Annotated in this window: 19 protein-coding genes; 3 read left to right on the top strand and 16 right to left on the bottom strand. The window is 72.9% G+C overall.

Going from position 1 to position 19,400, the window contains the following annotated elements; translation table 11 throughout:
- Window positions 1-2 precede the first annotated feature (2 nt).
- Window positions 3-818: a glycosyltransferase family 8 protein gene (locus F9C41_RS34600; protein WP_155391057.1), complete on the top strand. Its 816-nt coding sequence runs from the start codon at window positions 3-5 to the stop codon at window positions 816-818.
- A gap of 14 nt (window positions 819-832) precedes the next feature.
- On the opposite strand, the gene F9C41_RS34595 is transcribed toward F9C41_RS34600, so the two are convergent.
- The 12 genes from F9C41_RS34595 to F9C41_RS34540 all read right to left on the bottom strand — a co-directional run bounded on the left by F9C41_RS34595 (window position 833) and on the right by F9C41_RS34540 (window position 12,409).
- Window positions 833-1,507 (bottom strand): GAP family protein, encoded by a 675-nt coding sequence (locus F9C41_RS34595; RefSeq protein ID WP_155391056.1) that lies wholly within the window; start codon window positions 1,505-1,507, stop codon window positions 833-835.
- A gap of 60 nt (window positions 1,508-1,567) precedes the next feature.
- Entirely contained in the window at window positions 1,568-2,107 is a 540-nt protein-coding gene (locus F9C41_RS34590; protein WP_155391055.1) for a hypothetical protein, read from the bottom strand.
- A 26-nt stretch (window positions 2,108-2,133) separates the two neighbouring features.
- A complete protein-coding gene (locus tag F9C41_RS34585) occupies window positions 2,134-2,616 on the bottom strand; it encodes a hypothetical protein (RefSeq protein WP_155391054.1) in 483 nt (160 codons plus the stop codon).
- Window positions 2,617-2,638: 22 nt separating this feature from the next.
- The gene (locus tag F9C41_RS34580) at window positions 2,639-3,925 is read right to left on the bottom strand and encodes an MCE family protein (RefSeq protein WP_155391053.1); all 1,287 of its coding nucleotides are present in this window, start codon (window positions 3,923-3,925) and stop codon (window positions 2,639-2,641) included.
- Window positions 3,922-5,238, bottom strand: a complete 1,317-nt coding sequence (locus F9C41_RS34575) for an MCE family protein (protein ID WP_155391052.1) — start codon at window positions 5,236-5,238, stop codon at window positions 3,922-3,924. The genes F9C41_RS34580 and F9C41_RS34575 overlap by 4 nt, the downstream gene beginning before the upstream one ends.
- The gene (locus F9C41_RS34570) at window positions 5,235-6,359 is read right to left on the bottom strand and encodes an MCE family protein (protein WP_230690224.1); all 1,125 of its coding nucleotides are present in this window, start codon (window positions 6,357-6,359) and stop codon (window positions 5,235-5,237) included. Before F9C41_RS34570 ends, F9C41_RS34575 begins: the two co-directional genes overlap by 4 nt.
- Window positions 6,359-7,441 (bottom strand): MCE family protein, encoded by a 1,083-nt coding sequence (locus F9C41_RS34565; RefSeq protein ID WP_230690223.1) that lies wholly within the window; start codon window positions 7,439-7,441, stop codon window positions 6,359-6,361. Before F9C41_RS34565 ends, F9C41_RS34570 begins: the two co-directional genes overlap by 1 nt.
- Window positions 7,438-8,466 carry an MCE family protein gene (locus tag F9C41_RS34560; RefSeq protein ID WP_155391051.1) on the bottom strand — a complete coding sequence of 343 codons (1,029 nt, stop codon included), beginning with the start codon at window positions 8,464-8,466 and terminating at the stop codon, window positions 7,438-7,440. The genes F9C41_RS34565 and F9C41_RS34560 overlap by 4 nt, the downstream gene beginning before the upstream one ends.
- Entirely contained in the window at window positions 8,463-9,716 is a 1,254-nt protein-coding gene (locus F9C41_RS34555; protein ID WP_155391050.1) for an MCE family protein, read from the bottom strand. The genes F9C41_RS34560 and F9C41_RS34555 overlap by 4 nt, the downstream gene beginning before the upstream one ends.
- A gap of 75 nt (window positions 9,717-9,791) precedes the next feature.
- Window positions 9,792-10,589 (bottom strand): MlaE family ABC transporter permease, encoded by a 798-nt coding sequence (locus tag F9C41_RS34550; RefSeq protein WP_120319370.1) that lies wholly within the window; start codon window positions 10,587-10,589, stop codon window positions 9,792-9,794.
- 1 nt (window position 10,590) lies between these two features.
- Complete coding sequence (locus F9C41_RS34545) at window positions 10,591-11,349, bottom strand: MlaE family ABC transporter permease (RefSeq protein WP_155391049.1); 759 nt, start codon at window positions 11,347-11,349, stop codon at window positions 10,591-10,593.
- A gap of 103 nt (window positions 11,350-11,452) precedes the next feature.
- Window positions 11,453-12,409, bottom strand: coding sequence for an ABC transporter ATP-binding protein (locus F9C41_RS34540; RefSeq protein ID WP_155391048.1), 957 nt, complete (start codon window positions 12,407-12,409; stop codon window positions 11,453-11,455).
- A 174-nt stretch (window positions 12,410-12,583) separates the two neighbouring features.
- Between F9C41_RS34540 and shbA the strand changes: the two genes are divergently transcribed.
- Together shbA and F9C41_RS34530 are read left to right on the top strand one after the other, a co-directional pair.
- Window positions 12,584-13,201 (top strand): RNA polymerase sigma factor ShbA, encoded by a 618-nt coding sequence (gene shbA, locus F9C41_RS34535; protein WP_155391047.1) that lies wholly within the window; start codon window positions 12,584-12,586, stop codon window positions 13,199-13,201.
- Between the two features lie 55 nt (window positions 13,202-13,256).
- Window positions 13,257-14,126 carry a hypothetical protein gene (locus F9C41_RS34530; RefSeq protein WP_155391046.1) on the top strand — a complete coding sequence of 290 codons (870 nt, stop codon included), beginning with the start codon at window positions 13,257-13,259 and terminating at the stop codon, window positions 14,124-14,126.
- Window positions 14,127-14,216: 90 nt separating this feature from the next.
- Here F9C41_RS34530 and F9C41_RS34525 read toward each other — a convergent pair whose 3' ends face one another.
- The 4 genes from F9C41_RS34525 to F9C41_RS34510 form a co-directional block, all read right to left on the bottom strand.
- Window positions 14,217-15,950 (bottom strand): lamin tail domain-containing protein, encoded by a 1,734-nt coding sequence (locus F9C41_RS34525; RefSeq protein ID WP_155391045.1) that lies wholly within the window; start codon window positions 15,948-15,950, stop codon window positions 14,217-14,219.
- Window positions 15,951-16,033: 83 nt separating this feature from the next.
- Entirely contained in the window at window positions 16,034-16,594 is a 561-nt protein-coding gene (locus F9C41_RS34520) for a DUF6939 family protein (protein WP_155391044.1), read from the bottom strand.
- 89 nt (window positions 16,595-16,683) lie between these two features.
- Window positions 16,684-17,403: a GNAT family N-acetyltransferase gene (locus F9C41_RS34515; RefSeq protein WP_230690222.1), complete on the bottom strand. Its 720-nt coding sequence runs from the start codon at window positions 17,401-17,403 to the stop codon at window positions 16,684-16,686.
- A 43-nt stretch (window positions 17,404-17,446) separates the two neighbouring features.
- Window positions 17,447-19,342, bottom strand: coding sequence for a serine/threonine-protein kinase (locus F9C41_RS34510; RefSeq protein WP_155391043.1), 1,896 nt, complete (start codon window positions 19,340-19,342; stop codon window positions 17,447-17,449).
- Window positions 19,343-19,400: the final 58 nt, after the last annotated feature.

The following is a 19,400-nucleotide window of genomic DNA, read 5'->3' as shown; positions in this document are numbered from 1 at the left end:
CCATGGACATTGCCTTCGCCTTCGACGAGGCATACGCCGACCACGTCCAGGTCGCCGTGGAATCCGTGCTCGACTGCCATCCCGAGCGTCAGGACATCACGTTCTGGCTGCTCACCACCACTGACGTGGCCAAGGAGCGGGAGCCCGCCCTGCGCCGCCAGCTCGCCGGACGCGCCCGGCTGCGGCTGCTCACCACCGGCGACGGCTTCCGTGCCCTGCCCGTGGTCGACGAGGACTGGCTCGCCTACGTCAGCACCGGCATGTACCTGCGCCTGCTCCTGCCCGACCTGATCGGCGATCAGGCGCGGCGGCTGCTCTACCTCGACGTCGACGTACACGTCTGCGGCGACCTGTCGCCGCTGTGGGAGATCGACCTCGGTGACGCCCCGCTGGCCGCGGTCCGCGACGCTTTCACGGCCACGTTCGCCACGCACGGCGGCGTGCCCGGGGCGGGCGTGGAACACGACTCGGACGCGCCCTACTTCAACTCCGGCGTGCTGCTGATGAACCTGCCCGTGTGGCGGCGCGAGCAGGTGTCGGCGCGCTGCCTGGAATACCTGGCCGCATACGCCGGCCGGTTGCGCTTCCCGGACCAGGACGCGCTCAACCTCGTGGCGTACGGAAAATGGCTGCGGCTGCCGCACCGCTGGAACAACATGCGCAGCTTCGTGCTGGAGGAGCAGCCCCGCACGGCCGGCCCGGACGTGCGGATCATGCACTTCGCGGGGCCGCGCAAGCCGTGGACCGAGGGCTTCCGGCCGGGTTTCCGGCAGGATCGCCATCACGCGCTGGCCGCCAAGGTGGCCGCCTTCGGCTGACCGGTGGCATCGGATCAGTGGCCGAGGATGCCGCGCAGGCCGTGGCTGATCAGCAGGATGCCGAAGACCAGCAGCAGACCGGCCATGACCAGCAGGTGGTGCTTGGACAGCCAGGTCTTGAGCCGGTCGAGGTGCCTCGTGGCACGGTCGCCTCCGGCCAGGTAGAGGACCACCGGCACCGCCACCGGCAGGCATGCCACCACCGCGAAGAAGCTCAGCGCGACCATCGCCACGACCGTCGACGACGAGGCGAGGCTCTTGGCAGCGCCGACGCACAGGGCGAGGTTCTTCGGGTCGACGCCGTACATCAGCAGCGCCAGTATCGCCGCCTTCACCGGTGACCAGCGGTCGGCACTCGCCATCCACTTCGGCATGGCGTGCTGCCCGTCGGCCCGGCGGTGCCGCACGAGGTGCATCCATGCGGCGTACACCAGGACCAGCCCCACGGCGATGTGCACGATCTGCGAGACGGTGCCGCCCTGGTGTTCGCCGTCGAGGTAGCCGTAACCGGTGAGGATGTAGACGGCGGCCCCCACCGCGATCACCCCGGCCAGGGCCCCGGCCAGGAACGCGGGCCCGGCGATCCGGGCCCGGTCGGAGAACAGCACGAGGATCACCGCGATGATCGGCAACGGACTGGCCGCCACCCCCAACGCGTACGGCACCACCCCCGCGACCGCCCCGCCCACACCCCCATCCTCGGCGACGCCGCCCTGGCCGGGGCGGGTTCCCTCTGACGATCTTGCAGATCAGATCGCGGCGACGGCGGTGACCTTCCAGACGCCGTCGGTGCGGGTGAAGGTCAGCACGACGCGGTTCTGGTCGACCTTCTCGCCGGTGATGTTCACGTTGCGCCGGTACTGGTTGACGAAGAGCAGCAACTCCACCCGGTCGGGTGCGGCGGTGACCACGCTGATGCCGGTGACCTGGGCGGTCACCACCGCCTGCTCCTTGACCGCGGCGTCCTTCAGCGACGCGGTGGTGCGGGCGTACTCGTCGGCGAACGTGCCCGCGGCGAAGGACCGGCCGCCGGCCGCGCTCGCGTCGAAGGTGCGGTAGTCGTAGGAGAACAGCGCCGCGGCGGCGGCCGGGGCCACGGCCGCGCACTCCCGCGCGGCCGCCTCGGCCTCGCCCATGCGCGCCCGGTCGAACCAGAGGTACCACCCGACGCCCAGCACGACCGCGATCGCCAGCGACAGCGCGAGCACCGCCCGTCTCGGCCGGCGCGCCGGCCCGTCACCGTCGCGCGGCTCGTCGGCCTGCGCGTCGTCGACCTCTACCTCGGTCACAGCCATCTGCACGGTCACCGTCTCCCCTATCCCACGAACTGCAGCTTGGCGACCAGCCACGCGCCGCTGCCGGCGTCGCGGGCCAGGTCGAGCTGGATGCGGTAGTGGGCCACCCGACCCTCGGGCGCCTTCACGTTCTTCACCGTCGCGTCGGCGGCCACCAGCGCCACGGCCGAGTCGGCGTCGGACGACACCAGCCCGGCCCGCAGCGCGCTCCCGGTCGACTCCACCTTGTTCTCCAGCACCGCCGCGCGTACCGCGGGCATGCCCTGCTGGAACTGCTCGCCGAACTCGCCGGTCGCGGCGACCGCGACCCGGGCCAGGTCCTGGTCGATGGTGGCGGCGCTGACCGACACGAAGTCCACGACGAACTGGCGCGCCGCGGCCACCGCCTGCTGGCGCGTCCGCTCCTGCTGCTGCGCGTCGTGCCAGCGCCAGCCCAGCCAGCCGGCCGCGCCGAGCAGCACCACCAGCACGGCGGCCAACACCGTGGTCGACCTGAGTCTCATCGTCGTCTCCTTCGTCAGGCCGTCAGGGCGCGAGCCCGTTGAGCAACAGCAACTTCCAGGACTGCTCGCCCGCCGTCGCGGCCTGCCCACCGGTGCCGCCGAACTGCAGCGGCAGCCCGTCCGGGCCGATCACGAGCCCGGTCACCGGGTCGAAGCCCGAGCCGGGCGCCGGCGCGATGGGGCTCGCGCCGGCGCCCGGGCCCGCGGGCGCCGCACCCGCGCCCAAAGGCGCAGGGGACGGAGGGGCACCACCCCGCGGGGCTTGAGTGGAGCTTCGTACGCCCGAACCGCGTCCCAGCTCGGCGCCGGTGCACCGCAGGGACTGTCCGGACTTCGTGTAGTTGCAGGCCGGCGGGTCCCCGACGTTGAGCACCAGGCCCAGGTGGGCCGTGCCGTCGCCGGGCGCGACGGTGAACCCGCCCGCGACCACCAGCGGGTACGTCACCAGGATCTGCTCGATGCCGTTCAGCCTGCGCACGGCGACCCCGTTGACCGTGATCAGGTTGCCCAGCAGCGGGCCGAGTGACGGGTCGAGGTCGCGCAGCAGCGCCAGCAGCTCCGCCGAGGCGGGCGGCCCGTTGGCCAGCAGCCGGCGCAGGTCCGGGTCAGCGGCCCGCACCGTCGCGGACAGCTGCGCCAGCGCCTTGGCGAACCGTCGGATCTCGTCGGCGGACCGCGCCTGGGTCTCCAGCACGGTGGCCGAGTCCCGGATCAGCGCGACGGTCTGCGGCAGGTACGTGTTCGCGTCGGTGAGCAGCGCGTCGCCGGAGTCGAGCAGGGTGCGCAGCGCGCTCTCGTTGCCCGCGAACGCGGTGCCCAGCTCGTCGACCAGCACCCCGAGCTCCGCCGGATCGACGGAGGCGACCAGCGCGTCCAAATTCGACAGCAGCGTCTCCACGGGCAGCGGCACCCCGGTCCGGCTCGCCGGGATCACATCCCCGTCGGCCAGGTACGGCCCGGCGTCGGTGTCGGGGCGCAGGTCGACGTACTGCTCGCCGACCGCGGAGCGGTGCGCGACCACGGCACGCAGGTCGACGGGCACCCGGGTGCCGCCGTCCAGGCGCAGGTCGACGCGCACCCCGTCGCCGTGCAGGCGCACCGCGTCGACCCGGCCCACCGGCACCCCGCGGTAGGTGACCGAGGCGTTCTCAAAAATGCCCCCGGCCACCGCGAAGTCGGCGTGCACGGTGTACCGGCCGGTCAACCCGTCGCCGACGCCCACATAGCGCACCGCGACGTAGCCGACGCCGAGCACCGCCACCAGTGCGAACACCAGCAGCTGCAACCGGGCGAGCCGCGTGAGGATCATGCCTGGCCTCCCGTCAGCAGTTCGGGCAGGCCGCCGCGCACCCGGACCACCTCGCCGGTTGCCGGGTCCCAGCGGCCGTCGCGGGTCGCCGTGGTCCCGGCCAGCGGCAGCCCGGGCAGGCCCGACAGGATGCCGCTGGGCAGGATGCCGCTGGGCACCGGCAACGGCAGCGCGGGCAGGCTCGGCAGCGGCAGCGCAGGCAGGCTGGGCAGCGGCTGGGGCAGCGTCGGCAGCGGCAGGCCGGGTTTCGTCGGGGTGCCCGGTGTGGCCGGGCCTGCGGCCAGGGCGTTGGCCAGGATCGAGGCGGCGTCGAGGTCGAGCGTGGCGTGCAGGCGTACGAAGTCGCCCGCGATCGCCTTGCCCGCATTCGGCGGGAACGGGTAGGACAGCGCGAAGTCCAGCCCGCGCGGCAGCGCGTCGCCCGCCTTGACCAGCTGCTCCAGCAGCGGTTGCAGGGCGCGCAGCGAGCGCAGCGTGTCGTCGCGGCTGGCCTCGATGACACGCTCGCCGACCGCGCCCAGGTCACGCAGCGCCGTCAGCATCGCGGTGAGCTGGGGCCGCTGGTCGGCCAGCACGGTCAGGCCGGGCTCCAGCGCGTCCACGGCCTCGGCCAGTGTCCCGGTCTGCTCGGCCAGCCGGGCCGAGAACCGGTCCAGCGCCTCGATGGCCCGGACGATGTCGTCCTTCTGCGCGTCCAGCCCGGCCACGAAACGGTCCAGCTCCCGCAGCGCGCCCTTGGCGTCGCCCTCCCGGCCGGACAGCGCCTTGGTGATCTCGGCGTTGATCGTCTTGAGCTGCCCGAGGCCGCCGCCGTTGAGCAGCAGCCCGAGCGCGCCGAGCACCTCCTCGACCTCGGCACCGCGGCGGGTGCGGGCGAGCGGGATGGTGTCGCCGTCGGACAGCTCGCCCTGCGCGGCCTCGCCCTGCGGCGCGGCCAGCGCCACGAACTTCTCTCCGAGCAGGCTCGACTGGCGGATCGCCGCGGTCGCGTTGTCGGGCAGCGCGACCGTGTCGGCGACCTTGAGCCGCACCACCGCGGTCCAGCCGTGCAGCTCGATGCCGCTGACGCTCCCCACGGTCACGTCGTTGACCTTCACCGCGGCCTGCGGCACCAGGTCGAGCACGTCGGCGAACTCGACGCTCACCCCGTAGGACGGCCCGTCCGGCGCACCGCCCGGCAGCCCGACGTCGCAGCCCGCGAGCAGCGCCAGCGCGGTCGCGAATGCGGGAACGCGCCGTCGCCAGGCCGCCGATCGCGGTGCGCCGGTCCGGTCCGCGCGCGTGCCGACCGCGAGTCCGCCGTGCCGGGTCATTTCTTCACCACCGCGTTGAGCAGCTTCTTCAGCTCGGCGGTGAGGGGCAGCTTCGCCGTCTCGAGGGTCTTGGCCAGATCGGTGCAGGCCGCGGGCACCTGGGCCACCGGGACGCTGCTGACCAGCAGCGAGCAGACGAAGCTGGCCGGCTCGTACGGACCCAGCGCGTTGTCGCGGGTGTCGATCGTGCCCGAGCGCGGGTTGTACGCCAGGTTCAGGTTGGACAGCGCGAGCGGGGCCATGTCCAGCACCTGGGTCAGCGCCTTCTGCTGGCGCGCCAGCACCCCGGTCAGGTCGGCCAGCGCGGCGACGTTCGCCTTCAGCTCCGCGCGGTTGGCCTTGACGAACGCGGCGACGTCGGCCAGCGCCCGCGACAGCGCCCGGACCGCGGCGGCGAGGTCCGCGCGCTCGGCGGCCAGCTGCTCGGAGACGGCGGCGAGCCGGTCGTTGAACTCGCGCACCGTGCCGTCGCTCTTGGCCAGCATGGTGGTGAACTGCCGCAGGTCGGCGACCGAGCCGAACAGGTCGTCGCGGCCGGCCGACAGCGTCGACATCGCCTGCGACAGCCCGGACAGGGTCTGGTGCAGCTCGTCTCCGTTGCCGCGCAGGTTGGCCGCGCCGGTGCGCACCAGGTCGCGCAGCGCGCCGTCGGCGTTGGCGCCCTGCGGCCCGAGCGCGGTGCTCAGCTCGTCCAAGGATCGGTACACCTCGTCCAGCTCGATCGGCACCGAGGTGCGCTCCACCGGCAGCTCGGCCCCGTCGGGCAGCGCCGGTCCGCCGGTGTAGGCGGGAGTGAGCTGCACGTACCGGTCGCTGACGACGCTCGGCGGGACGATCAGCGCCTTGGCGTCGGCGGGCACCGGCCAGTCGGGGTCGTAGCGCAGCTCCACGCGTACCCCCTTGCCCTGCGGGGTGACCGCGACGACCTCGCCGACCTCGACCCCCAGCACCCGCACCTCGGATCCGGCGTGGATGCCGACCGCGGCCGGGAAGTGCACGGTCAACCGCAGCCGGGCCGGCTCCTGCCGCACCACCAGCGCCGCGGCCGCCACGACCACGGCCAGCACGGCCGCGCCCGCGACCCGCCGGGTGCGTATCCAGTGCATGTCGCGGAACAGCATCAGCGACCTCCCGTCGACGGGGTGAAGCCCTGCACGAGTCCGTCCACGTACGAGTCGAACCACCGGCCGTTGCCCGTCACGTTCGCGAACGCGGTGACGAACGGGGCGAGGCTGGTCAGCGTCGCCTCCAGCCGGGTGCGGTTGCGCTGCAGCACGCCGACGACGGTGCGCAGGTTGCGCAGCGCGGGGCCGAGGGTGTCCTTGTTGTCGGCGACCAGCCCGGACAGCTGCTCGGACAGCTCGACGGTCGCGCCGAGCAGGGTGTGGATGGCGTCGCGGCGGCGCTGCACCTCGGCCAGCAGCAGGTTCGCGTCGCCGAGCAGCTTGCGGAACTCCTCGTCGCGGCCGGCGAGCACCGTGGTGACGCCGCGGGTGTGCGACAGCAGCTCACGCAGCTGCTGGTCGCGGGAGGCGACGGTCTGCGAGAGCCGGGACAGGCCGGACAGCGACGCCTGCACGCTGGCGGGGGTGTCGGCGAACGTCTCCGACAGCACCGTGAACGCCTGCGCCAGCTGCCCGGTGTCGATCTCCTGCAGGGTGCCGGCCAGCCCTTCGACCGCCTGCATCACGTCGAACGGCGACGAGGTGCGGGCCAGCGGGATCTCGGCGTCCTCGGACAGCTTCCCGTCGCCCTGCGGTGCCAGCGCCAGGTACTTCTGGCCGAGCACCGTCTTGATCCGGATGGTGGCGCCGGTGTCGGCGCCGAGTTCGACGTCGCGGACGCGGAAGGTGACCCGCACGTACGGCCCGGACTCGCCGCGGGCCAGCGCGACCTCGGTGACCTTGCCGACCTTGACCCCGGCGATGCGGACCTCGTTGCCCTCGGCCAACCCGGACGCGTCCCGGAACGCGGCGTGGAAGGTGTCGCCGCCGCCGACCAGCGGCAGGTCGTCGATCCGGAACGCGGCCAGCAGCAGCCCGAGCGCGACGACGATGCCGACCGCGCCGACCAGCGCGGGCCGCGATCGCCGCGGCGGCCGCCCGGCGCGCGCGGCTCCTCGGCGGCCTTCGATCGCGCGGGCCGCGGCTGCCCGCAGGCGGGTCAGCGGCCGGAGCACGGGTGCCGGGATACGCCGCTTCACCGCCCACCTCCGGAGCACTTCACGGAAGTGCCGTCGAGCGTCGCCGGATTGAGCGTCTTGCCGGCAGCGACGACGCGGCCGTCGAAGTCGCACAGGTAGAAGTTGAACCACGACCCGTACGAGGCGGTGCGGGTCAGCGCGTCGAGGCGGCCAGGCGCCGTCGCGAGCGTCTGCTCGATCACGGCGGTGTTGTCGATCAGCGTGCCGGCGAGCTTGTTCAGCGCGGTGATGTCGGCGGCGACGCTGGGCCGGGCGTCGCGCAGCAGCGACGAGGTCGCGTCGGCCAGGCCGCTGAGGTTGGTCAGCGCGTCGCCGATCGCGGCGCGGTCCCCGGCGAGGCCGGACACCAGCAGTTGCAGCTGCTTGACGGTCTCCGACAACCGGGCGTCGCGCTCGTCGAGCGTGCCGAGCACTCTGTTCAGGTTGGTGATGACCCGGCCGATGACATCGTCGCGGTCGGCGAGCGTGCCGGTCAGCGACGCGGTGCGCCGCAGCAGATCGGCCACGGTGCCGCCCTCGCCCTGCAGCATCTTGATGATCTCGAACGCGAAGCCGTTCACCTCGTCCGGAGACAGGCCCGCGAACAGCGGTCGGAAGCCGTTGAACACCACGGTCAGGTCCAGTGCGGGCGTGGTCTGGGCGAGCGGGATCAGCCCGTGCTCGGGCAGCGGGGCGGTGCCGCCCGGCCCCTCGGCCAGTGCCAGGTAGCGCTGGCCGACCAGGTCCCGGTAGCGGATCCTCGCGCGTACGCCCGCGGCGAGCGCGACCTGCTCGTCGACGGTGAACTCCAGTTCCGCGACGGTGCGCTCGACCAGGCGGATCGCGGTGACCTCGCCGACCTTGACGCCCGCGATGCGCACGTCGTCGCCGACCAGCACGCCGGTCACGTCGGTGAACCGGGCGCGGTAGGTGTGCCCGCCGCCGAACCCGAACGAGCCCAGCGTCTGCGCCAGCGCGCCGGTCAGCACCAGCGTGACCGCGGCGAACGCCAGCAGTTTGAGCAGCGGACCCCGGACGCCCCTCATGACGCGTTCACCACCGTTCCACGCAGCAGCGGTCCCCACAGCAGGACCGCGACATCGGGTACCTGCTCGGGACCGGCCCCCTGGGCCAGCCCGAGCAGGGGCTTGAGCAGCGCCTGCTCCTGCGCGGTGCCGGCCGAGCCCATGTCGGCGTAGGGCAGCGGCGAGCGCTTCGCGCCGTACTCGTAGCCGTCGTCGATCGGGTGCTGGTCGGCGGGGACCTTCGGGTCGGGCAGGCCGCGGCACTGCGGGCCGTCGTCGGCGCCATAGACCGGCCGGTCGGCGGCGGTGAACTTGCCGTTGTCCCGGCCCACTTCGAGGGTGATGTGCATGCGGCCGGTGCCGAACACCTTCTCGACCCGCGGCTGCAGTGCGACCAGACCGCGCAGCAGGCAGGGATACTCCGGGGCGTACGCCGCCAGCAGCTCCAGCACCGGGCGGCTGACCTGCCCGACCTGGATGATGCGCGCGTCGTGGCGGTCCAGGAACTCCCGCCCGCGCCCGGCCAGGTCGGTGGTGTCGGCGAGGAACCGGCTCAGCTCGGCGCGCTGGTCGACGACGGTCCGCGCGGTGACGGTGACGTCGCGCAGCAGCGCCAGCAGGTCCGGCAGCGCACCGTGGTAGACGTCGAGCACCTGCGCCAGCCGCTTGACGTCGGTCGCGATGACCGGCATCTGCTCGTTCAGCGCGGCCAGGTAGGCGTTGGCGGTGCTCAGGTCGCGGCCGAGCTGGTCCCCGCGGCCCTCCAGGGCGTACGCGAGCGCGCCCAGCGTCGCGGCGAGCTTGTCCGGTCTGATCGACTGCAGCACCGGCAGTGCCCGGTCGAGCACCTGCTCCAGCTCCACGGCGCTGGCCGACCGGTCCTGGTCGATGACCGCCCCGGCGCGCAGCGGCGGCCCGGCGGGCGCGGCCGGCGGGACGAGTTCCACGTAGCGCTCGCCGAACAGCGTCTTGGGCAGCAGCCGGGCCGTGACGTCGGCCGGGACCAGCCCGATCAGCGCCGGGTCCAGCGCCAGCCGCAGCGTGGCGGCCTCGCCGTCGGCGCGGATCTCGCGCACGTCGCCGATGACGACGCCGCGCAGCTTCACGTCCGCGCCCTCGGACAGCTGCATGCCGACGTGGTCGGTGCGCAGCGTCACCCACTCCACCGGCGTGAACGCCCGCTGGTACACCAGCACCGACAGCGCCAGCGCCCCGACCAGCACCAGGACGAACCCGGCCCCCAGGAACCGCCGCCTGATCACCTCTCTCATGCCCGCTCCTCGCTGCGCTCGTCGCAGGCATGTCCCCGAGCCACCACGATTCGCTCGCTGCGCTCGCTCATGCCGTCACCCCGCGATCCGCACGGTGGTGCCCGCGCCCCAGATGGCCAGGGACAGGAAGAAGTCGACGATGTTGACCGCGACGATCGCGGTGCGCACCGCGCGTCCGACCGCGATGCCGACACCGGCCGGGCCGCCGCTCGCGGTGAACCCGTAGTAGCAGTGGATCAGCACCACCAGCACGCTGAACACCAGCACCTTGCCGAACGACCAGAGCACGTCGCCGGGCGGCAGGAACAGGTCGAAGTAGTAGTCGTAGGTGCCCGGCGACTGGCCGAAGTACACGGTGGCGATGCCGCGGGTCGCGACGTAGCTGGCCAGCAGGCCGAGCACGTACAGCGGGATCACCGCGACGAAGCCGGCGATCATCCGGGTGGTGACCAGGAACGGCACCGACGGGATCGCCATCACCTCGAGCGCGTCGACCTCCTCGGAGATCCGCATCGCGCCCAGCTGCGCGGTGAACCCGCAGCCCACCGTCGCCGACAGGGCCAGCGCCGCGACCAGCGGCGAAATCTCGCGGGTGTTGAAGTAGGCCGAGATGAAGCCCGTGAAGGCGCTGCTGCCGAGCTGGTTTAGCGCCTGGTAGCCCTGCAGGCCGACCTCGGTGCCGGTGAAGAAGGTCAAAAAGCAGATCACGCCGATGGTGCCGCCGACCACGGCCAGGCCGCCGGTGCCGAAGCTGATCTCCGCGAGCAGGCGGGCCACCTCGCGCTTGTAGCGGCGCAGCGTACGCGGCGTCCACGCCGCCGCCTTCAGGTAGAAGGCCAGCTGGCCGCCGAGGTTGTCCAACAGCCGCCACATGTCAGGACCCCTTCTGCGGCACGACCTGGAAGTACACCGCGGTCAGCACGAAGTTCAGCGCGAACAGCAGCATGAAAGTGATCACCACGGACTGGTTGACGGCGTCGCCGACACCCTTGGGCCCGCCCTTGGCGTTCATCCCCAGATACGTCGCCACCAGCGCGGCGACCAGCCCGAAGACCAGCGCCTTCAGCTCCCCGGAGATCAGGTCGGGCAGCTGCCCGAGCGCCTGGAAGCTCGCCAGGTAGGAACCCGGCGTACCGCCCTGCATGATCACGTTGAAGAAGTAGCCGCCGGACACGCCGACCACGCTGACCACACCGTTGAGCAGCACCGCAACCAGCATCGACGCCAACACCCGCGGCACGACGAGGCGGTGCACCGGGTCGATGCCCAGCACCCGCATCGCGTCCAGCTCCTCGCGGATCTTGCGCGCGCCGAGGTCGGCGCAGATCGCCGAGCCGCCCGCCCCCGCGATGATCAGCGCGGTCACGATCGGGCCCGCCTCGCGCACCACCGCCAGCACCGACGCCGCACCGGTGAACGACTGCGCGCCGAGCTGGCGCACCAGCGAGCCCAGCTGCAGCGCGATCACCGCGCCGAACGGGATCGACACCAGCGCCGCCGGCATGATCGACACCGACGAGAGGAACCACGCCTGCTGCACGAACTCCCGCACCTGCCACGGCCGCCGGAAGACGGCCCCCAGTGTGCGCCCGCAGAAGATCAGGAAGTCGCCGACGGCGACCAGCGTCCTCATGCCCGCTCCCCGCAGCGACCGGCGGCAGGATTCGTGCCCGTCGGCGTGACTCGCCCCGAACGCTCCCCCGCGGCAGGAGCACAGGTCCGTTTGCTGCACTCGCTCATACCCGCTCCTCCACGGCGACGGGCCGGAACGAGCCCGGCGGCGGGGTCACGCCGTTGGCCGCGCACCACTGGCCGGGGATCCGCTCGGCCCGGCGCGGGCCGTCGTCCGACGGGCGCAGCTGCAACGGGATCGGCGGCAGCGCGGCCAACCGCTGGCCGGACGCGGCCTCGGCGGCCAGCTCGTCGGCGTCCTTCTCCTCCGACATCCCGATCGGGCCGACCCGCTGCGCGTTGAGGAACTGCCGGACCACCGGCTCGGTGCTCGACAGCAGCATCTCCCGCGGCCCGAACATGGCCAGGTGCCCGTGGTAGATCAGCCCGATGTTGTCGGGCACCGTGCGGGCGGTGTTGATGTCGTGCGTGACGATCAGGAACGTCGCGTCCAGCTGCTGGTTGAGATCCACGATCAGCTGGTTCAGGTACGCCGTGCGCACCGGGTCCAGACCCGAGTCGGGCTCGTCGAACAGCACGATCTGCGGGTCCAGCACCAGCGCGCGGGCCAGCCCGGCCCGTTTGCGCATACCGCCGGAGATCTCGCCGGGCAGCTTGCGCTCCGCGCCGGTCAGGCCGACCATGTCCAGCTTCTCCGCGACGATCGCGCGGACCTCCGCCTCGGTCTTGCGGGTGTGCTCGCGCAGCGGGAACGCCACGTTGTCGTAGATGTCCATCGACCCGAACAGCGCGCCGTCCTGGAACAGCACCCCGAACAGCTTGCGCACCTCGTAGAGCTCCCGCTCGGGCAGTGCGGGCAGGTCCCGGCCCTCGATCCAGATCGAGCCGCGGTCCGGGCGCAGCAGCCCGACCAGGGTCTTCAGGAACACCGACTTGCCCGTGCCGGAGGGCCCGAGCAGCACAGAGATCTCCCCCGCGGGCAGGGTCAGGCTGACGTCCGACCACACGGGCGTACGCCCGAACGATTTGGTCAGCCCCTCGACCCGCACCTCGACGCCCACCGCGCTCCCTCCGTAGTCCGCCCTCACATATCGCGGCAGGGGTGCGCGGTGTTACACGAGAATTTCGCGCGATCGTCCGGGCTCGGGTTCCAGTGCCCGGCCGCAGGCCGATAAGGTGCACGTACTCGTACGTGCGGCGCGGCGGTCGGGGACCCGGGAGGAGGTGTCGTCGCCTTGACCTGGTCGGAGACCGAACTCGTGGCACGCGCCTCCCGCGGCGAGGCCGCCGCCACCGCCACCCTGCTGGCCGACGTGCGCCCCGGCGTGATCCGCTACTGCCGCGCCCGGCTCGGGCCGGTCGGCGGCGCGTACACCACCGCCGACGACGTGGCCCAGGACGTCTGCATCGCACTACTGCAGGCACTGCCCCGCTACCGGCAGCAGGGCGTGCCGTTCTCCGCCTTCGTGTACGGCATCTCCGCCCGCAAGGTCGCCGACGCGCAGCGCGCCGCGATGCGGCACCTGTCCGCCGCCGTGCCGTCACAGCGCGCCGAAGCCGACCCGATCGAACAGCCCGACGACACCCCCGGCCCCGAGCAGCAGGCGCTGGAGAACGACCAGGCCCGCCGCCTCGCCCGCCTGCTCAGCCTGCTCCCCGACCCGCAACGGGAGATCATCGTGCTGCGGGTCGCGGTCGGCCTCACCGCCGACGAGGTCGGGGTCTCCCTCAACATGTCGGCCGGAGCCGTCCGCGTCGCCCAGTCCCGGGCCCTGGCCCGGCTGCGCGCGCTCGCCGACGACCTGCGCGAGGACGCCGCGCAGCAGCCGGCCCTGGAAAGGAGGCCGGCATGAACGAGCGAATCAGCATCTTCGGTGGTGCCGCCGGCGAACTCGACGAGGAGGTGGCATGAGCTCGCTCGACCGTGATGACGCGCTGCTGGACGGGCTCGGCCTGGGCGGGGCCGCCCACTCCGACGACCCGCTCGCGGGGATGCTGGCCGCCTGGCGCACCGACCTCGCCGAGCCGCCGTTCGCGCCCTCCCTGGACCTCGACCTCGCCGAGCAGGCAGCCCTCGCCGACCCGATCGACCTCGACGACGTGTTCAGCGACGAGTCCGAGGAGCAGGAGCCCGTCGCGCTCCGCCCGGCCGCCAAGGGTCGACCCGGCGCGGGATCCGCTCGCCCCGCCGGTCGCCGCGACGGCTCGGCCCGGCCGGTGCGGGGTGGTCGGCTGCGGCCCGGCCGCCTGATGCTGGCGGCGGCGCTGCTGGTCGCCGTCCTCGGCGGCGGGCTCGTCGTCGGGGCCGGCGCCGGGCAGCCCGGCACCCCGATGTGGCCGGTCACGCAGCTCGTCTACGCCGAGCGGGCCGACTCCCGGGTGGCCGCGCAGGACGTCGAGGAGCTGCTGGCGCAGGCCGACCGCGCGCTGCGGGAGCAGCGGCCCGGCGACGCCGAGAAGCTCCTCCGCCAGGCCTGGGACCGGCTGGGCGAGGTACGCGAGAAGTCCGACCACGAGCGGCTGCGGGCCGAGCTGATGCGCCTGCTGACCGCCTTCGCGGCGGTCACCGCGCCGACCACCGCCCCGTCCGCGCAGCCGACGCCCGGCACCGCACCGCGCCCGACCGGCGGCACGACCACGCCCACCGCAAACCCGGCCGGAACACCGGCGCCCAGCCCCACCCCGGGCGGCGGCGGACTCCTGCCGGGCCTGCCCCCGCTGCTGCCCTCACTGCCGCCGATCCTGCCGTCGCTGCTGCCGGACCTGCCGCTGCTCTGACGCGCGCCGCTCAGGGCGCAGACGCCGAGAGCTCCACCCGTGCAGGCACGGGTGGAGCTCTGGTCGGTAGCCGCTGTCAGATGCCCGGGATCAGGGGCAGCTCAGGACCGCGTCGAGCGGGTCGGAGCTGCACAGGTCGAAGCCCGGTCCGCCGTCGGCGTTGTCGTTGCCGGACACCTCGTCATCGATCTTGATAAGGTCTCTGCCGTCCTCGCCATACACCATGTCGTTGCCGGTCCCGCCGCTGAGCAGGTCGTTGCCGGGGCCGCCGTAGATGATGTCGTCGCCGCCCCTGCCGTTGATGATGTCGTTGCCGCCGAGACCGCAGATGACGTCGTCGTTGAGGGTGCCCTCGATGATGTCGGTGCGCGCGGTGCCGGTGATGGTGCACACCGAACCGGCCGAGCCGACGGCGGTGGTCACGGTGTGGACGTTGTTCCCAGCCATCGGGTCCGGCGTGGCGGCGGCGATGCGGCTGCTGTTGGAGATCGGGCCGGTGGCCGTCGGGTCGACCTTCACCACCAGCGTGAACACCGCGGTCTCCGCGGAGGCGACGGCGGCTTTGGTCGCGGTCACCTCGCCGGTGCCGCCGACCACCGGCACCGTGCCGAGCGACCAGCCCGCCGCGGGGGTGAAGGACACGAACGTCGTACCCGCCGGGATCTCGTCGCCCAGCACCACGGACTGCGCGGCGTCGGGGCCGCTGTTGCCGACCGAGATCGTGTAGGTCAGGTTCGCCCCCGAGGCCACCGGGTCCGGCGCGTCGGTCGTCGTGATGGCCAGGTTCGCCGACGGCGGCTGCCCCACCGTGGTCGTCGTCGTTGCGCTGTTGTTGCCGCCGTTCGGATCGGTCGTGGCACTGCTCGCGGTGGCGGTGTTCGTGATCTGGCCGGTCGCCCCCGGGTCGACGAACACGGTGATGGTGAACGTGGTCTGCGCGTGGTCGGCGAGGGTCGCCGTGCTCGCGGTCACCGTTCCCCCGCTGCCCACGCTCGGCGTATCGAGCAGCCAGCCGGGGGCCGAAGCCGTGGCCGACACGAACGTGGTGCCGGTCGGCAGGGTGTCGACCAGCTTGACGGCCTGCGCGTCGTCGGGCCCGTTGTTGGTCACCGTGACGGCATAGGTGATCTGCTGCCCCGCCGTCACCGGGTCCGGTGAGTCGTTCTTGGTCACCGTGAGGTCTGCCGCGCCGATGACCGGCGGGCTGTTGCGGGGGGTGGGCGCTGCGGCCGTGAAGTCGGCGCTGCTGTCGTCGGTGTCGGAGGCCCCGGCGTCGTCGCGGAGTGCGGCAGTGGTGTTGCTCAGGGTCGGCGCCCGCCCGGCACCCTCGTACGACGACGCCGTGGTGCCGTAACCGACGAAGTCGCGTACGTCGGCGAGCGCAGCGCAGCCGGTGTCGCAGGTGAGCGCGGTCAGGCTGGTGACCAGGGCGACCTTGCCCGCGGTGGAGCTCATCGAGATGAAGTCGGCGGCGTTGTGGGTGGGCAGCGGGCTCGTGCCGCCGGCACCCGCCGCCTGCCGGATGAGGTAGTACGTGTCGGGGAGGATCACCCCGGCCAGCGGTGTGGTCTGCCAGGTGCTGCCGCCGACACTGGCGTACTGGACCGACCACCCGGTCACGTCGACCGCCGCGGCGCCACGGTTGAACAGCTCGATGAAGTCGTTGGTGTAGGTCGCGCCTACGTTGCCGCCGCCGCCGTACACCTGGCTGATCACGATGTCGGGTGAGGCGGCCAGCGCGGGCACGGGCAGGAACAGTCCCGCGGCCCCCGCCGACAGGCTGACCACGGCCGCCGACGCCATCCTGCGGACCCACTGACGCATGCGTACCTCCTCGAGCCCCGGACCGGGGACCTCCTGCTCCTGTCCGATCAACTGGGCATGCCCGAGATGGTTACTTAGCGCAATTAGTCGACTACGGAGGGCCAGTCGCCGAGCAGATGCCGGCGCAGCAGCGCGGCGTGCGACAGCGGGGTGCGCAGGTCGGCCGGGTCCCCATTGAGCGTGTAGTCCAGCAGCACCACCGGGCCACGCTCGGCCAGCTCGCGCAACCGCGCCACCTCAGGCGCGCCCGCACCCTCCAGCACGTGCCGATAGGTCGGCAGGTAGATCTCGCGGCGCGCCTGCTCGTAGCCGAGCAGGACCGTCCCGTGCAGACCGCGCCGGTGGCCGAGCGGCGGCCCGTACGCGGCCGCGGTGCGTTTGAGGCCCCGCATCGCGGTCACGGCCAGCTTGGCCGGGTCCACATCGGCGTGCATGAACACCTTCAGCGCCTGCCAGACGCCCTCGACGGACTGGCTGGTCACCCCGGGCGTGAAAGGCACCGGGATGTCGCCGTGCGGGTAGAACGGGCTCAACCGCACCCATGGCTGCGGCCCGCGCGAGGTCACGTCGACCACGACCGCCCCTGGATACGCCGCCTCGATCGACGCCGCGGCACGCCGCTTGCTCGCCACATGCACCTGCATCGAAGCCTCCCCCGTGCGACCGGTCAACGCATGATGTCGGGCCGGTACGACACCCGCCGCGCCCAGGACACGCGCGGAGCCGCCCGCGTTCAGATCTCGGTGACCGTGAGCACGCGGGCGTTCGGGGCGAGGTCGCCGATCTCGTTGCGGAGCTTGGCGCGGTCCGGGTCGGCCATGTAGGCGTCGAGGCCCGCCCGCGAGGCGAACGAGATCACGTGCACCTCGGCCTCCGGGCCGCGCAGCCGCTGCTCCAGCAGGCCGCCGTGGCGGGGCAGCAGCGACAGCACGTCGTCCTCATACCGCTGCACGGTCTCCTCGTGACCGGACGGGTAGTCGACGACCGCCACCAGCCGCAGCCGCGGCGCGACGGCCGGCCCGTCGAGCCGCTTCCAGAAGTGCACGTCGGAGGCGTCCCCCGGGTAGCCCTCGGTACGGCCGCTGGCGACGTAGCCGTGGCGGCGGTAGAACTCCGGCGCCTGGAACGAGAACGACGAGACGCTGATCCGGTCGCAGCCGCGGGCACGGGCCTCGTCCTCGGCGGCTGCCAGCAGCCGGCCTCCCCAGCCGTCGCGGCGGTGGTCGGCGTGCACCCACACCATGGAGATCCCGGCGCTGCCGCCCCAGGTCCAGCCGGTGAGCCCGGCGATCACCGTACCGTCGCCGCCGGTCACCCGCACCGACAGCGACCGCTCCTCGTGTACGCCCACGGCGGCGTTGTTGAACGCGGTCAGCTCCCGGTCCAGCAGCGCGGTGAGTTCCTCGTCCTTCTCCCCCACGAGCAGCAGCGCGGACGTGTATGCCTCGGTCACCTTCGGAGTATGCCCACCCCGAAGATCACCAGGCAACCGGTTCTCACACCGGGTTGGGCTGGAAGCTGGCCGTGATCAGGGCGAACTCGTCGAGGTTGTCCTGCCACTGGGACTCCGGCGTCGACCAGTAGATGGCGTGCGCCTGCTTCGGCCCGGTCACGAACCCACGGTTGATCACGTGGATCCGCCCGGAGTTGCCGCGATAGGTGAACTCCCAGTCCGCACAGACGATGAAGTAGTCGACCTTGACGATGTGCACCTTGCGGTAGTCGTTCCAGTCGCCCGCGGCGACGCGGTTGGCCTCCTGGCGCGTCCAGTCCGCGACCGGGTCCTTCTTCGGATTGTCGGACTGGTCGATGAGCAGCAGCCGTCCCCCATTGGGCTCCTTGAAGCGCACGATGCTGCGGTCGCGGGTGACCGTCCACGTACGCGGCACCGCGACCGCGAAGCCGGTGCGGTCACGGTAGAGGTGCCAGCCGTCGGGCAGCACGAGGCCGCTCGGCGACGGCGAGGGCAGCGCGCTCGGCGAAGCGGCCGCCGACGGGCTCGCGGATGCCGACGGCGAACCACCTGCTGCGACGTTGCCACGCGGCTTGCCGCCCAGGCGCGGCACGATCACGACTGCGAGCACGGCCAGCACGACGGCAGCCACCGCCAGCAGGGTCATCGCACGGCGCTTGCGCGGGCGTGCGACGAGCGCTCCGTCCGATGTGGCCGGTACCGGTGCGGCGCCGACAGCTCGATCCTCCGAGCCGCTCCCGGTCCGCTGCGCGGGCGCGGCGGAGGCGCCCTTCGGCTTGCCCGTGGCGGCAGCCCCGGACGCCGGTGTGGTGCCCGGCCCCGACGCGGACTCCCCAGGACCGTTGCCGGCGCCGGTGGTCGGCTTCGGCTCGGTGGTCTGCTTCGGGTCGGCGGGCCGCTGCGGGTCGGCGGGGCCTTGCTGATCCGCGGGGCGTTGCTGATCGGCGGGGCGCTGCGGGTCGGGCAGAGTCCGGGCGGGCCGCTCGGCTTCGGGCACGGCGGCAGCCCGTGCGGGAAGCGCCGGCGTCGGGGTCGTCCGCCGCTGGCCGGGCACGGCCCCGGGGCGTACGCCACCGAGGAAGCCCGCGGCTCCGCGGCGGCCGACGGCCACCCGCAGCAGCACCTGCTCGGCCTCGGCCGCGGTCATGCGCAGGCGCGGATCCTTTCGCAGCAGTCCCACCAGCAGCGGCTTGAGCGGCCCGGCCAGGCGTGGCGGGGCCGGCTCCTCGGTGGCCAGCGCGGCGAGCGTGGCCATGGCGTTCGGCCGGGCGTACGGCGACTGCCCCTCGACCGCGGCGTAGAGCGTCGCGCCCAGCGACCACAGATCGGCGGCGGGCCCGACCTCGCCGCCCTCGACGCGCTCCGGCGAGATGTACGACGGCGAGCCGAGGATCAGGCCGGTGCGCGTCACGGCGGGGTCGCCGGGCAACGTGGCCAGGCCGAAGTCGGTGAGCACGACGCGGCCGTCCTCGCCGAGCATGACGTTGCCGGGCTTGACGTCGCGGTGCAGCATGCCCGCGCCGTGCGCCGCCCGCAGCGCGGCCAGCACGCCCAGCCCGATGTCGGCCACCTTTGCGGGGGTGAGCCTGCCCTCCTGGGCCATCAGCGCCGCGAGGGACTTGCCCGACAGGTACTCCATGACGATCCACGGCCGACCGTCGACGGTGACGACGTCGAAGATGCGCACCACGTTGGGGTGGCTGAGCCGGGCGATGGCGCGGGCCTCCCGCAGCGAGCGGGCGTTCATCTCGGCGCGTTCGTCGTCGGTGAGCCCGGCCGGGGGCACGACCTCCTTGACCGCGACGTCGCGGTGCAGGGTCTCGTCACGGGCCAGCCAGACCATGCCCATCCCGCCCTGGCCGAGAGGTTCGAGCAACCGGTACCGGTCAGCGAGGACACGTGGGGGCACAGCGGGCATTCGAGGACCCTACCCAACAGTGCCCCGCCCTACACCACGCAGGTGACGCGAGTGTGAT

The organism is Catellatospora paridis, assembly GCF_009720365.1.
In the GTDB taxonomy this organism is placed as follows: domain Bacteria; phylum Actinomycetota; class Actinomycetes; order Mycobacteriales; family Micromonosporaceae; genus Catellatospora; species Catellatospora paridis.
The sequence above is the reverse complement of the archived record's forward strand: the minus strand, read 5'-3'. Positions and strand labels throughout refer to the sequence as shown.

Coding starts and splice junctions, on each gene's coding strand:
- F9C41_RS34545 (WP_155391049.1), bottom strand. CDS start 11,349: ATGAGGACGCTGGTCGCCGTCGGCGACTTCCTGATCTTCTGCGGGCGC.
- F9C41_RS34555 (WP_155391050.1), bottom strand. CDS start 9,716: ATGAGAGAGGTGATCAGGCGGCGGTTCCTGGGGGCCGGGTTCGTCCTG.
- F9C41_RS34580 (WP_155391053.1), bottom strand. CDS start 3,925: ATGATCCTCACGCGGCTCGCCCGGTTGCAGCTGCTGGTGTTCGCACTG.
- F9C41_RS34585 (WP_155391054.1), bottom strand. CDS start 2,616: ATGAGACTCAGGTCGACCACGGTGTTGGCCGCCGTGCTGGTGGTGCTG.
- F9C41_RS34600 (WP_155391057.1), top strand. CDS start 3: ATGGACATTGCCTTCGCCTTCGACGAGGCATACGCCGACCACGTCCAG.
- F9C41_RS34550 (WP_120319370.1), bottom strand. CDS start 10,589: ATGTGGCGGCTGTTGGACAACCTCGGCGGCCAGCTGGCCTTCTACCTG.
- F9C41_RS34520 (WP_155391044.1), bottom strand. CDS start 16,594: ATGCAGGTGCATGTGGCGAGCAAGCGGCGTGCCGCGGCGTCGATCGAG.
- F9C41_RS34575 (WP_155391052.1), bottom strand. CDS start 5,238: ATGACCCGGCACGGCGGACTCGCGGTCGGCACGCGCGCGGACCGGACC.
- F9C41_RS34525 (WP_155391045.1), bottom strand. CDS start 15,950: ATGCGTCAGTGGGTCCGCAGGATGGCGTCGGCGGCCGTGGTCAGCCTG.
- F9C41_RS34510 (WP_155391043.1), bottom strand. CDS start 19,342: ATGCCCGCTGTGCCCCCACGTGTCCTCGCTGACCGGTACCGGTTGCTC.
- F9C41_RS34530 (WP_155391046.1), top strand. CDS start 13,257: ATGAGCTCGCTCGACCGTGATGACGCGCTGCTGGACGGGCTCGGCCTG.
- F9C41_RS34570 (WP_230690224.1), bottom strand. CDS start 6,359: ATGCTGTTCCGCGACATGCACTGGATACGCACCCGGCGGGTCGCGGGC.
- F9C41_RS34560 (WP_155391051.1), bottom strand. CDS start 8,466: ATGAGGGGCGTCCGGGGTCCGCTGCTCAAACTGCTGGCGTTCGCCGCG.